The 12,490-nt window shown below is 65.4% G+C and carries 12 protein-coding genes; 10 read left to right on the forward strand and 2 right to left on the reverse strand.

Features of this window, described 5'->3' with window-relative positions:
• Positions 1 to 74: 74 nt before the first annotated feature.
• The gene (locus tag LQK81_RS18515) at positions 75 to 503 is read right to left on the reverse strand and encodes a pilus assembly protein N-terminal domain-containing protein (RefSeq protein ID WP_442967157.1); all 429 of its coding nucleotides are present in this window, start codon (positions 501 to 503) and stop codon (positions 75 to 77) included.
• Between the two features lie 374 nt (positions 504 to 877).
• Here LQK81_RS18515 and LQK81_RS18520 point away from each other — a divergent pair, with 374 nt between their 5' ends.
• The 9 genes from LQK81_RS18520 (at position 878) to LQK81_RS18560 (ending at position 9,897) form a co-directional block, all read left to right on the forward strand.
• Positions 878 to 1,072, forward strand: coding sequence for a Flp family type IVb pilin (locus LQK81_RS18520; protein ID WP_230807854.1), 195 nt, complete (start codon positions 878 to 880; stop codon positions 1,070 to 1,072).
• A 136-nt stretch (positions 1,073 to 1,208) separates the two neighbouring features.
• Positions 1,209 to 1,721: an A24 family peptidase gene (locus LQK81_RS18525; protein WP_230807855.1), complete on the forward strand. Its 513-nt coding sequence runs from the start codon at positions 1,209 to 1,211 to the stop codon at positions 1,719 to 1,721.
• A 233-nt stretch (positions 1,722 to 1,954) separates the two neighbouring features.
• Entirely contained in the window at positions 1,955 to 2,764 is an 810-nt protein-coding gene (gene cpaB, locus LQK81_RS18530; protein WP_230807856.1) for a Flp pilus assembly protein CpaB, read from the forward strand.
• A gap of 14 nt (positions 2,765 to 2,778) precedes the next feature.
• On the forward strand, positions 2,779 to 4,314 hold the full coding sequence (locus LQK81_RS18535; protein ID WP_230807857.1) for a type II and III secretion system protein family protein: 1,536 nt from the start codon (positions 2,779 to 2,781) through the stop codon (positions 4,312 to 4,314).
• 61 nt (positions 4,315 to 4,375) lie between these two features.
• Entirely contained in the window at positions 4,376 to 5,026 is a 651-nt protein-coding gene (locus LQK81_RS18540) for a CpaD family pilus assembly protein (RefSeq protein ID WP_230807984.1), read from the forward strand.
• 43 nt (positions 5,027 to 5,069) lie between these two features.
• The gene (locus LQK81_RS18545) at positions 5,070 to 6,359 is read left to right on the forward strand and encodes an AAA family ATPase (protein WP_230807858.1); all 1,290 of its coding nucleotides are present in this window, start codon (positions 5,070 to 5,072) and stop codon (positions 6,357 to 6,359) included.
• 38 nt (positions 6,360 to 6,397) lie between these two features.
• Complete coding sequence (locus LQK81_RS18550) at positions 6,398 to 7,873, forward strand: CpaF family protein (RefSeq protein ID WP_230807859.1); 1,476 nt, start codon at positions 6,398 to 6,400, stop codon at positions 7,871 to 7,873.
• Between the two features lie 13 nt (positions 7,874 to 7,886).
• Complete coding sequence (locus tag LQK81_RS18555; RefSeq protein WP_230807860.1) at positions 7,887 to 8,897, forward strand: type II secretion system F family protein; 1,011 nt, start codon at positions 7,887 to 7,889, stop codon at positions 8,895 to 8,897.
• Between the two features lie 16 nt (positions 8,898 to 8,913).
• Positions 8,914 to 9,897 (forward strand): type II secretion system F family protein, encoded by a 984-nt coding sequence (locus LQK81_RS18560; protein ID WP_230807861.1) that lies wholly within the window; start codon positions 8,914 to 8,916, stop codon positions 9,895 to 9,897.
• A 232-nt stretch (positions 9,898 to 10,129) separates the two neighbouring features.
• On the opposite strand, the gene LQK81_RS18565 is transcribed toward LQK81_RS18560, so the two are convergent.
• Positions 10,130 to 10,948, reverse strand: a complete 819-nt coding sequence (locus tag LQK81_RS18565; protein ID WP_230807862.1) for a tetratricopeptide repeat protein — start codon at positions 10,946 to 10,948, stop codon at positions 10,130 to 10,132.
• Between the two features lie 134 nt (positions 10,949 to 11,082).
• Here LQK81_RS18565 and LQK81_RS18570 point away from each other — a divergent pair, with 134 nt between their 5' ends.
• A complete protein-coding gene (locus tag LQK81_RS18570) occupies positions 11,083 to 12,474 on the forward strand; it encodes a leucyl aminopeptidase family protein (protein WP_230807863.1) in 1,392 nt (463 codons plus the stop codon).
• Positions 12,475 to 12,490 lie beyond the last annotated feature (16 nt).

Raw genomic sequence — 12,490 nt, forward strand, 5'->3', positions numbered from 1 at the left:
GAAGGCTCGCATTCGACCGGCTTCCCGGTTTCGGACGCGGCAGACCTCAGGGGCCAAGTGTCAGGGGCCAGCTATCAGGGGCCCGCGCCGTTGGCACGCTTGGCGTGCTGCTCGCAGATCGGCGTGCAGGAAAGGACCGAGCGTTCGGTCTGGCGGAACACGCGAACCGTGTTGCCCTCGTCTATGGAGACGAGGATGCGCTCGTCGACGATGGCATTGCCGTCGGCGTCGAGGAGGACGAGATTGGTGGTGCCGAAGTTCCGGCCGGTGAGCACGATCGTCGTGGCGTCGGCGACGGTGGCGTCGGCCACGTCCGCATTGCCGACGATGACCTTGCTGACGGGACGGTCGAGCTTCAGCACGCGTGCGTGGTCCATGTAGACGCGTATCATTTCGCCGTCTTCCGCCCGGGCGCTGCCCGCGGCAAGGCAGGACTGCGCAAGCAGAAGTCCGACGGCCAGTCGCATGGCCCTGGAAGTGGCGAACGTCCCGACGGTTCTCATCTGGCGATATCCTGAAGCTGCGGCGTTGGCCGAGAATGGCCGCGAATGGTGAATGAACCCTTAAGTTGCGCCGATTTTCCTGAACGCCGCCGGGAGAGACCGAAGCGACGCATCTGAATTTCGCCCGAAATGTGCAAGCACGCCTATGTGCATGCACGGATTCTACTGTGGTTCGGCGTTCGCGCGCATACCCCGAACCGGCGGGCTGCCATTGCCCAATTGTTTACCACAATATCGGGCAGTCCGCGTTAACGGAAAGGTAACCGCCTTCCTTAAGCAGGTGGCAATGCGGCGCGTGTAGGTTGCAGTCATCCGAACAACGGAAAACAGTTGTCGGACGTGCTGAACCAACATCGTGGATAGGAGAAACTCCCATGACCAAGATCTTCGCTCGCTTCCTGAAAGACGAATCCGGCGCGACCGCCATCGAATACGGCCTGATCGCCGCCCTGATCTCCGTCGCCATCATCGCCGGCGCAAGCACCCTCGGCGACGAGCTGTCCGATACGTTCGGCAACCTGAGCACCTCGATGGAGAAGGCAAACGACGCCCACCCCGCCACGCCGTGATCTGAAGTCCACGGAGGCCCGTGGCTCAAAGATGGCCGTCTTCCTAAACGGGAAGGCGGCCATTCTAGTTTAGACACCGTTCACAAGCTTGCTTCACAATCGTAACCGGCCAAACCTGGCCTCACCGGAGAAACCCATGACGGAAGCAGCAATCTTTGTCGTCTTTCCGCTCTGCCTTGCGATCGCGGCCTTCTCCGATTTCTTCACGATGACCATCCCGAACCGGGTTTCGGCCATCCTCTTGGCCACATTCATCATCGTAGCGCCGCTCGCGGGGTTGGGCCTGGTCCAGATCGGCTTTCATCTTCTCGCCGGTCTCGCCGTCTTCAGCGTCTGTTTCGGGCTGTTCGCACTCAACGCCATGGGCGGGGGCGACGCCAAACTCCTGACGGCCAGCGCCGTCTGGTTCGGCCTGACACCCTCGCTTGTTTCCTTCCTCGTGCAGGTTTCCATCTTCGGCGGGGTCCTGACGCTCGTGCTGCTCGCGCTTCGCGCCCGCACCCCGGCGATCCTGGCATCCGGCCTGCCGGTCCCGAGCCACCTGCTGACCGCAAAGAAAGTGCCCTACGGGATCGCGATCGGCATCGCCGCCTTCGTCACCTATCCCGCCTCGCCGCTGATGCAGGCCGCCCTCGCCCGCCTGCACTGACAAAGACCATTTGAACCCGACGATCGCCGGCCCGCGCACTGAGGACGCTGGTTAACGGAATGCCGTCCGAAATAAGGCCGATCGCCCGTGGATTGCATTAGCAGAAACTGATCGCCCTGAGCGCACCGCCATTTAAGCGCCTGTTAACCAAGCTCATAAGCAAGTCATTAACCATAATTATACCAATTGGTGCGCAATGTGACGATGCAATCTCGCACGTCCAGGGGCCAAACATGAAACCGGCGCGAATCATCATTCTGGCAGTCGCCGTCCTGTCGGCGGGTGTGGCGGGCTATCTCGCCCTGCAACTCGCCCGCGGCAACAGGATCTCGGTCGCAAGCGAGCCCGTCGTCGAACGGGAGCCGACGGTGAACGTGCTGGTGGCGACGCAGAGCCTTCCGATCGGCGCGCGCCTCAACGGCGAAGCGATCGGCTGGAGCGCCTGGCCGGAAAAGAACGTCGTCGAGGGCTTCATCACCGAGCAGAGCCGCCCGGACGCGCGGGAGAAACTCGCCGGGGCGGTCGTGCGCATGCCGATCTTCAACGGCGAGCCGATCCGCCAAGAGAAGATCGCCGATTCCAACAGCAAGATCATGTCGTCGCTACTGCCGGCCGGAAAGCGCGCGGTCTCCACCGAGATCTCCGTTGCGACCGGCGCCGGCGGCTTCATCCTGCCGAACGACCGCGTCGACGTGATCATGGTCCGCGAGGGCGACGACGACACCAAGATCACCGAGACCATCCTCAGCAACGTGCGGGTGCTGGCGATCGACCAGCAGATCCAGGAAAGCGAGGACGGCAAGAAGACGGTCGTCGGAACGACGGCGACGCTCGAGCTGACGCCCGACCAGTCCAAGGTGATCACGGTTGCCCAGCAGATGGCCGAGCGGCTGCAGCTGGCTCTGCGCAGCGTCGCCGACGCGCAGGAGGAAGACACCCGGGCTGCCGACTATCTGCTCAGCGGAGGCGAAGGCTCGCCCATCATCCAGGTCATCAAGTCCGGCGAGATCGTCCGGGCGGGCACGCCCGCGGTCAACAAGTGAAGCAGGAGCGCACAGTGCGAGGAATCGGAAAGAAATTTCGGGCTTCGGTCGCCGGCGGGATGGCCTTCTGCCTTGCCTTTTCGGGCATGCCAGCGGCATTGGTGAACGGCGGCACCGCGATCGACATGGCGCAGGCCGCCTCCACCGGCCTCGTCCGGATCACCCAGACGGGCCCTGGCGCGCGCAAGGCGCTGAAGCTCGGCCTCAACAAGGCGATCGTCGTCGACCTGCCGACCGACGCGCACGACATCCTGGTCGCCGATCCGATGAAGGCGGATGCGGTGACCCGCACCTCGCGGCGCATCTACATCTTCGGCAAGGAGATCGGCCAGACCAACGTCTTCATCTTCGGGCCGAACGGCGAGGAGATCGTCAGCCTCGACCTCGCCGTCGAGCGCGACATCGCGGGTCTTGAGGACCATCTGCGCCGGTTCATCCCCGATTCCGACATTTCGGTCGAGATCATCTCCGACAACATCGTGCTGACCGGCACGGTGCGCACGCCGCAGGACGCACTGCAGGCGGCCCGTCTCGCCGACATCTTCCTGACCGGCGGTGAGGCGACCACCCGCACCGTGACGGCCCAGGGCAACAACGGCGACGCGGCGATCTTCGGGGAAGAGCGGCAGAAGTCGCAGGTCGTCAACATGTTGAAGATCGACGGCGAGGACCAGGTGACGCTGAAGATCACCGTGGCCGAAGTCAGCCGCCAGGTGCTGAAACAGCTCGGCTTCAACGGCTCTGTGAGCGGAACCGACGGCGGCATCGCCTTCCGCAACCCCTCCAACCTCGGTGGCGCGATCGACTGGACGGCGAATGCCGCGCTCTCCGGCAGCATCGGCGGCACCAATATCGCAGCCTATGTCAACGCCATGGAGCAGGCCGGCGTGATGCGGACGCTTGCCGAGCCGAGCCTGACCGCCATCTCCGGCGAAAACGCCAGCTTCTATGTCGGCGGCGAATTCTGGCGGCCCGTGGAGCAGGAAGTCGACGAAGAGGGCAAGATCTCGCGCACGAACGAAGAGGTCGAATACGGCATCCGGCTGAACTTCAAGCCCGTCGTGCTGTCTGCCGGCCGCATCAGCCTGCGCGTCGAAACCGAGGTGTCCGAGCCGACCTTCGAAGGCTCGATCAATACCGGCAGCAATGTCAACATTCCCGCCGTCACCGCCATGTCGATCCGCCGGCGCGAGGCGTCGACGAGTGTGGAGCTTCCGTCCGGCGGCTCGATCGTGATCGCCGGCCTCGTGAAGGAAGAGATCCGCCAGGCCATGACCGGTTTTCCGGGGCTGTCGAAGATCCCCGTGCTCGGCACGCTGTTCCGCTCCAAGGACTTCCTGCGCAACGAGACGGAAATGGTCATCATCGCAACGCCTTACCTGGTTCGCCCGGTGGCCCGCAGCGCGCTGAACCGGCCGGACGACAACTTCAACCCGACGAACGATGCGGCGAGCTTCTTCCTCGGCCGGGTCAACCAGATCTACGGCCGCAAGGAGGCCGGCGTACCCGCCGGAACCTACAACGGCGCCGTCGGCTTCATCTACAAGTGACCGGGGAACGGACATGACCGCACGCACACGCTTCCAGCCCCCCTGCGAAAGGCTCGCCCCGATGGTCTCCCGTCGCCTTCTTCCGCTGACGTTCGTCCTCGCCGCAGCGGTGCTCGCCGGCTGCGCCTCGAAGGACGCGGTGACGACATCGTCGATCCCGGACGACTACCGCACCCGGCATCCGATCGTGCTGACGGAGGCCGAGCATACGCTGGACATTCCCGTCGCCTCGGGCGACCGCTCGCTGACGCTTCCGATGCGCGACAACATCCGTGGCTTCGCGCAGGACTACGAATCGAAGTCCAAGGGCACGGTGCAGATCATGCTGCCGCAGGGCTCGGCCAATGCGGGTGCCGCCGCAGCACTGCGCAAGCAGGTGCGCGCGACGCTGGTCAACGAGGGCGTGCCGAACAAGCTCATCATCGAGACGGCCTACGGCGCAGCCGGCCAGGGCGACGCCGCCCCGATCCGGCTCGCCTTCATCTCGACCACGGCGAAGACCAACCCCTGCGGCCAGTGGCCGGAGGACCTGACGCTGAACACGATGGAAAACAGGCAGTACTACAATTTCGGCTGCGCGACGCAGGCGAACCTCGCCGCGCAGATCGCCAACCCGATGGATCTGGTCGGGCCGCGCGGCATGACGCCGATCGACGCCGAGCGCCGCGCCACGGCGATCCAGGACTATCGCGAAAACGGAACGGCAGACTGACGGAGCCGCGCGCGGCTGACCGGACAGTAACGGGGCATCAACGATGACGAGCATCCAGTACGGCATTGAGGCGAGACAACCCTCCGACGCCACCTTCGACGAAGGTCCGGCCACCGGCGAGCTCGATCATGTGCGCCCGCTTCCGCGCATCTCCATCCACGCCTTCTGCGAAAGCGACGGCATGCTGCAGACGATGGAGCGATGCGCCAACGACCGCCGCATGTCGAAGGTCAGCCTGCGCATCAACAGCGGCAGCATCCAGACGGCGGTGAACATGTTCGCCACGGCGCCGACGCCGAACCTGATCATCCTGGAAAGCTCGACCGAGCCTTCGGCGATCCTGCAGGAGCTCGCCCCCCTCGCCGAGGTCTGCGATCCGAGCACCAAGGTCGTTCTCGTCGGCCATCACAACGACATCTCGCTCTATCGCGAGCTGATCCGCAACGGGATCTCCGAATACCTGGTCGCGCCCGTGGCCATGGCGGAGGTGCTGAATGCCGTCTCGGCGATCTTCGTCGATCCCGAGGCCGAGCCGCTTGGTCGCACCATCGCCTTCGTCGGCGCCAAGGGCGGGGTGGGTTCGTCCACCATCGCCCACAACTGCGCCTGGGACATCTCGAACCTGTTTTCGACAGAGGTGGTGCTGGCCGACCTCGACCTGCCCTTCGGCACCGCCAACATCAATTTCGACCAAGACCCGGCCCAGGGCATGGCCGAGGCGGTCTATACGCCGGAGCGGCTGGACGAGGTCTTCCTCGACCGCCTGCTCGCCAAATGCTCCGACCACCTGTCGCTGCTGGCCGCGCCATCGACGCTCGATCGCGCCTACGACCTGGAACGCGGCTCGTTCCAGCCGATGGTGGAGGTGCTGCAGCGCAGCGCGCCGGTGAACGTCCTCGACGTTCCGCACGCCTGGTCGGAATGGACCCGCTCCCTGCTCGCCGAGGTCGACGAGGTGGTCGTCACCGCGGTTCCCGACCTCGCAAACCTGCGCAACGCCAAGAACATCTTCGACGCGCTGAAGAAACTCAGGCCGAACGATCGCAGCCCGCACCTGATCCTCAACCAGGTCGGCATGCCCAAGCGGCCGGAGATCGCACCGAACGACTTCTGCGACCCGCTGGAGACGCAGCCGATCGCGATCATTCCCTTCGACGCCCAGCTGTTCGGCGCGGCTGCCAACAGCGGGCGGATGATCGCCGAGATGGACCGGAAATCGCCGGCTGCGGAGACCTTCTCCCAGATCGCGCATGTGGTGACCGGGCGCGCCACGGTGAAGAAACCCAGGAAGGGCGGACTCGGCAAGATGCTGGGAATGCTCGGCCGCAAATGACGCCCGGCAAGGGCCGGCACAGGACTGGATGAAACGGCATGTTCGGTAGACGCGGAAACGAAGGCTTTGGAAAGAGTGGCGGCCCCGCCGGCCATCCGCCGCAGGCCGCCCCTGCGCCGGCGCCCGTGGAGCGCGCAGCGCCCGCCGCGGCCGAGCCGGTACGGGAGACGGCCGTTGCGGTCGCCCCTCCGCCCCACCAGCCCTCGCCGATCGCGCGAAAGAAGATGCCGCGCACGGAGGACTACTACGACACCAAGTCGCAGGTGTTCTCTGCGCTGATCGACACGATCGACCTGTCGCAGCTCGCCAAGCTCGATACCGAGAGCGCGCGCGAGGAAATCCGCGACATCGTCAACGACATCATCACCATCAAGAATTTCGCGATGTCGATCTCCGAGCAGGAGGAACTGCTCGACGACATCTGCAACGACGTGCTCGGCTACGGCCCGCTGGAGCCGCTGCTCGCGCGCGACGATATCGCCGACATCATGGTGAACGGCGCCGGCCGGACCTATATCGAAGTGGCCGGCAAGGTGCAGGAATCGGAGATCCGCTTTCGCGACAACGCGCAGCTCCTGTCGATTTGCCAGCGTATCGTCAGCCAGGTCGGCCGCCGCGTCGACGAATCGAGCCCGATCTGCGACGCGCGCCTTCCCGACGGCTCGCGCGTCAACGTCATCGCCCCGCCGCTGGCGATCGACGGCACCGCACTCACCATCCGCAAGTTCAAGAAGGACAAGCTGACGCTCGACCAGCTCGTGAAGTTCGGTTCGATCACCCAGGAGGGTTCGACGCTGCTGCAGATCATCGGCCGGGTGCGCTGCAACCTCGTGATCTCCGGCGGCACCGGCTCGGGCAAGACGACGCTTTTGAACTGCATGACGCGCTATATCGACACCGACGAACGGGTGATCACCTGCGAGGACTCGGCCGAACTCCAGCTGCAGCAGCCGCACGTGGTGCGCCTCGAAACCCGCCCGCCGAACATCGAGGGCGAGGGCGAGATCACCATGCGCGACCTGATCAAGAACTGCCTGCGCATGCGTCCCGAGCGGATCATCGTCGGCGAAGTGCGCGGACCGGAAGTCTTCGACCTGCTGCAGGCGATGAACACCGGCCACGACGGCTCCATGGGCACCATCCACGCCAACTCGCCGCGCGAATGCCTGAGCCGCATGGAATCGATGATCGCCATGGGCGGCTACACGCTGCCGGCCAAGACGGTGCGCGAGATCATCGCCGGCTCGGTCGACGTCATCATCCAGGCCTCGCGCCTGCGCGACGGCTCGCGCCGCATCACCCATGTCACCGAAGTGGTTGGCATGGAAGGCGACGTTATCGTCACCCAGGACCTGATGCGCTTCGAGATGGAAGGCGAGGACGCCAACGGCCGCATCATCGGCCGCCATGTCGGCACCGGCATCGGCAAGCCGCATTTCTGGGACCGTGCCCGCTACTTCAACGAGGAGCGGCGTCTCGCCTCGACGCTCGACCTGATGGAAAAAGTGGCCTAGCCGCGAGGGACCGATGTTCGGACTTGATCTCACCATCCTCGCGATCGTCGCGCTCGCGGCCGTGGCCGCCGGCACGCTCGGCTACGGCCTGCTGTTCTCCCGCATCGAGACCGAGAAGAAGGCCGAGAGCCGCGTCAACCGCGTGAAATCCGCAGAGACCGACCAGAACAAGGTCAAGGCGGCGCGCGAGCGCATGCAGGAGATGTCGAAGCGGCGCAAGTCGGTCCAGGACTCGCTGAAGGACCTCGAAAAGAAGCAGCAGGAGCGTAGCAAGCGGGCCGCGCCGACGCTGAAATCGAAGCTGTCGCAGGCCGGCCTGTCGCTGAGCCCGACGCAGTTCACGATGATCGGCATCGGCTTCGGCCTGTTCATGGCGGCCGCAGCCGTCGTTGGCGGCGCCCCTCCGGTGGTCGCCGGCGGCCTTCTCTTCATCGCCGGCGTCGGCATTCCGCGCTGGGTGCTGAACTTCATGGTCAAGCGGCGGATGAACAAGTTTCTCGAGGAGTTTCCGAACTCGCTCGACGTGATGGTGCGCTCGATCAAGTCCGGCCTGCCGCTGACCGACGCACTGCGGCTGATCGCAGCCGAGGGCCAGGAGCCGGTCCGTTCCGAGTTTCGCCGCGTCGTCGAATCCCAGCAGATGGGGCTCAGCGTTCCGGACGCCTGCGCGCGCATGTTCACCTACATCCCGCTGCAGGAGGTGAACTTCTTCTCGATCGTGATCGCCATCCAGAGCCAGGCGGGCGGCAACCTGTCCGAAGCGCTCGGCAACCTGTCGCGCGTGCTGCGCGAGCGCCGCAAGATGCGGGCGAAGGTCGATGCGCTGTCGATGGAAGCCAAGGCGTCCGCGGTCATCATCGGCGCCCTGCCGCTGATCGTGATGCTGCTCGTCTACCTGACGACGCCCGACTACATCAAGGTCATCTTCATCGATCCGCGCGGCCATCTCATCCTCGGCGCCTCCGCCGTCTGGATGACGATCGGCATCCTGATGATGCGCAAGATGATCAACTTCGACATCTGAGGAAGGATCAGGCGCTATGAAGGAACTGGCTTCGACCCTCACAAATCCCGACATCCTCCTGCCGGTGTTCGTGGTCATCGCGGTGCTGGCGACCTTCTACACGCTGGCGGCGCCCTATTTCGAACGCGGCGACCTCGACAAACGCATGAAGTCGGTGGCGCTCGAGCGCGACCAGATCCGCGCGCGCGAACGGGCCCGGCTGAACGCTGAGGGTCCGCAGGGACGCGGCTCGCTGCGCTCCCAGCAGAACAGCTCCGTCCGCCAGGTGGTCGAACGGCTGAACCTGAGGGAGGCGCTGGTCGACGCCGGCACCGTCAACCGGCTGCGCCAGGCGGGCTACCGCTCGCAGAACGCGCTCAACATCTTTCTTTTCGCCCGCTTCGTGCTGCCCTTCGTGTTCTTCGCGGTCGGCGCCTTCTACATCTTCTATCTCGGGCATCTCGGCGACAAGCCGCTCGCCATCCGGATCCTGGCTGCGATCGGCGCCGCCTATCTCGGCTTCTATGCGCCGAACATCTTCATCTCCAACCGTGTCTCCAAGCGACAGCTGTCGATCAAGCGCGCCTGGCCGGACGCGCTCGACCTGCTCTTGATCTGCGTCGAATCCGGCGTGTCGATGGAAGTGGCGCTGCGCCGCGTGGCGGACGAGATCGCCGCGGCCTCGCCTGAACTCGCCGAGGAACTGGTGCTGACAACCGCGGAACTGTCGTTCCTGCAGGACCGGCGCGTCGCCTACGAGAACCTCGGCACCCGCACGGGGCTCGACATCGTCAAGGCGGTGATGCAGGCGCTGATCCAGGCCGAGCGCTACGGCACGCCGATCGCCCAAGCGCTGCGCGTGCTGGCGCAGGAAAGCCGCGACCAGCGCATGAACGAGGCGGAGAAGAAGGCCGCGGCCCTGCCGCCCAAGCTGACCGTTCCGATGATCGTGTTCTTCCTGCCGGTGCTCATCGCCGTCATCCTCGGCCCCGCCGGCATCCAGGTCGCAGACACGTTCTGAGGACGTCGCCGACGCGGAGGGCCGAAGCCGGCATGCCGGCCAAATCGCAGGAAAATGATGCGGCGGCGACAAGCCTGCCCTTCGGCAGATACCATGCTTCCAGGCGACCAGGGCCGGTCACACGGGGCAACGGCCATCCGTCGCCGGTGTCAGGCATCCTCGTGCGGAGACGGGATGGCACGATCGCACCTGCCGCCCGCCGCGTTTGTCCGGCGAACCCGGTCTGCCGGGATCAGTTGGTGTGGTTGTCGTCGTTCTGGGCGAGCTTCTTCCAGGCATTCTGCTGGGAGAGCATGCCGCGAAGATAGGCGACGTTCGCCTGGGCCTGTTCGGCGCTGAGTTCCTGCATGGCAATCTGCTGCGCCTCGTCGAAACGGCCCTGCAGGCCGATCGCGAGCGCCAGGTTCTGCCGGACGCTGGAATCGGCAGCCGGCTGCTGGGCTGCCGAGCGCAGGTAGGTCTCCGCGGTCTTCAGGTCGCGCACCAGGAGATAGGACATGCCGAGATTGGACAGGACCGACGGCTCATTCGGCTTCAGGTCGAGCGCCTCGCGGTAGCGACCGCGCGCTTCGGGGGCACGGCCGAGCTGGTCCAGGATCGCGCCTTCGGCCGATTTCAGCCGCCAGTCGGGGCGGTCGGGCGTCTGCGCGCGCTGGATGGTGCCGAGCGCCTGTTCGAGCTGGCCGGCGGCCGCCTGCGACTTGCCGTAGGCCGCCAGAACCTCGCGATCGGTCGGGTGGAAGATCGCCACCTGCTGCATGACGGCGAGTGCCTGGTCGTTGCGCCCGGTCATACGCAGAAGGTTCGCATAGTTGAGGCCGGCCTGGCGGTCCTTGGGGTTCTTCTCATAGGCCTTGCCGACGCTCTCGGCGGCCCTTGCCAGTTCGCCGGCATTCATGTCCGTCACCGGCTTGGAGTTCCGGGGTATGGAGCCGGTCGTTTCCCTGCTGGGTCCGGTGCTGCAGCCGGCAAGGGTCGCGGCCAGCAGGGCGGTCGCGGTCAGAAGAGCGAATTTTCGGCCAAACGGTTGTGCATGCGCGGAGCCAAGCATGTATGTTCCCCAGAACGTCTCTTGCGGCCAAATCGTCAGGAATCACGCCGCAACCCTCACTCCAGCAATATTCTGTTAACCCTAACAGAGTGTTAATTCGCCGAATCCCGGACCGTACCGCAAAGGCTCTGCCCATGGCCCCCTACCAGTTCATCGAACGCCCGTCCCCCTTCAACAGCCGCGGCGGCAAGACGCTTCCGATCTTCGCCATCACGCCTGCGCATATCGAGACCGGAACGATCGATCCCGTGGCGCTGGACTGGGCGCGCAAGGCGGGTTTCAAGGCCGAGGCGGGCGCACTGCTTCTCGTGCCCACGGACGACGGCCATCTGGGCGGCGCCCTGTTCGGCCTCGGCAAGTCGCCCTCGGATACACCCTTCCTGGCCGGCAAGCTGGCGCGAACGCTGCCGGCCGGCGACTGGCACATCGAGACCGCGCCCCTGACCGCCAACCGGCTTTCCCTCGGCTACGGCCTCGGCAGCTATCGCTTCGAGCGCTACCGCCAGGCGACGAAGGATGCGCCGACGCTGATGATCCCGACGGATGCGGATGCGACGGACATCAAGCGCCAGCTTGCCGGCGTCTTCCTCGCACGCGACCTCATCAACACGCCGACCAACGACATGGGACCGGACGCGCTCGAAGACGTCTTCCGCGCGCTCGCCGAGCATTACAAGGCGAAGTTCACGGCGATCCGGGGCGACGATCTGCTGAAGGAGAACTTTCCGCTGATCCACACCGTGGGCCGCGCGTCCGCCGAGGCCCCGCGCCTGCTCGAACTGCGCTGGGGCAAGAAGGGGCACCGCAAGGTGACACTGGTCGGCAAGGGCGTCTGCTTCGACACCGGCGGCCTCGACATCAAGCCTGCCTCCTCCATGCTTTTGATGAAGAAGGACATGGGCGGCGCGGCGAACGTCATGGGCCTGGCGCTGATGATCATGGACGCCAAGCTGAAGATCGACCTGCGGGTGCTCGTGCCGGTGGTCGAGAATTCGATCTCCGCCAATGCCTTCCGACCCGGCGACATCTACCGCAGCCGCAAGGGGCTGACCGTGCAGATCGACAACACCGACGCCGAGGGCCGGCTGATCCTGGCCGACGCGCTGGCGCTGGCCGACGAGGAGGAGCCGGAGCTTTTGATCGACATGGCGACGCTGACAGGCGCGGCGCGGGTTGCGCTCGGACCCGACCTGCCGCCGTTCTTCACCGACGACGACGATCTCGCAAGCGCGCTCGACGATGCCAGCCTCTCGGTCGACGACCCGCTCTGGCGGCTGCCGCTCTACATGGGCTACGACAAGGACATAACTGCCCGGATCGCCGACATCACGAACGCACCCGCAGGCGGCATGGCCGGTGCGATCACGGCCGCCCTGTTTCTCAAGCGCTTCGTGACGCGCACCCAAAGCTGGGTCCATTTCGACATCTACGGCTGGGCCCCGACCGAGCGGCCGCATTCGCCGGTCGGCGGCGAGGCCCAGGCGATCCGGGCGCTCTACCATCACCTGAAGTCGCTGGCGGGGTAGCCGCACAGCCGGGGCA

It is taken from the genome of Rhizobium sp. GN54, from assembly GCF_021026345.1.
Taxonomy (GTDB): Bacteria; Pseudomonadota; Alphaproteobacteria; order Rhizobiales; family Rhizobiaceae; genus Mycoplana.

Excerpts from the sequence above, each read along its gene's own strand:
- LQK81_RS18515 (WP_442967157.1), bottom strand. The coding sequence starts at position 503 with ATGAGAACCGTCGGGACGTTCGCCACTTCCAGGGCCATGCGACTGGCC.
- LQK81_RS18550 (WP_230807859.1), top strand. The coding sequence starts at position 6,398 with ATGTTCGGTAGACGCGGAAACGAAGGCTTTGGAAAGAGTGGCGGCCCC.
- LQK81_RS18520 (WP_230807854.1), top strand. The coding sequence starts at position 878 with ATGACCAAGATCTTCGCTCGCTTCCTGAAAGACGAATCCGGCGCGACC.
- LQK81_RS18570 (WP_230807863.1), top strand. The coding sequence starts at position 11,083 with ATGGCCCCCTACCAGTTCATCGAACGCCCGTCCCCCTTCAACAGCCGC.
- LQK81_RS18525 (WP_230807855.1), top strand. The coding sequence starts at position 1,209 with ATGACGGAAGCAGCAATCTTTGTCGTCTTTCCGCTCTGCCTTGCGATC.
- LQK81_RS18545 (WP_230807858.1), top strand. The coding sequence starts at position 5,070 with ATGACGAGCATCCAGTACGGCATTGAGGCGAGACAACCCTCCGACGCC.
- LQK81_RS18555 (WP_230807860.1), top strand. The coding sequence starts at position 7,887 with ATGTTCGGACTTGATCTCACCATCCTCGCGATCGTCGCGCTCGCGGCC.
- LQK81_RS18540 (WP_230807984.1), top strand. The coding sequence starts at position 4,376 with ATGGTCTCCCGTCGCCTTCTTCCGCTGACGTTCGTCCTCGCCGCAGCG.
- LQK81_RS18565 (WP_230807862.1), bottom strand. The coding sequence starts at position 10,948 with ATGCTTGGCTCCGCGCATGCACAACCGTTTGGCCGAAAATTCGCTCTT.
- cpaB (WP_230807856.1), top strand. The coding sequence starts at position 1,955 with ATGAAACCGGCGCGAATCATCATTCTGGCAGTCGCCGTCCTGTCGGCG.
- LQK81_RS18560 (WP_230807861.1), top strand. The coding sequence starts at position 8,914 with ATGAAGGAACTGGCTTCGACCCTCACAAATCCCGACATCCTCCTGCCG.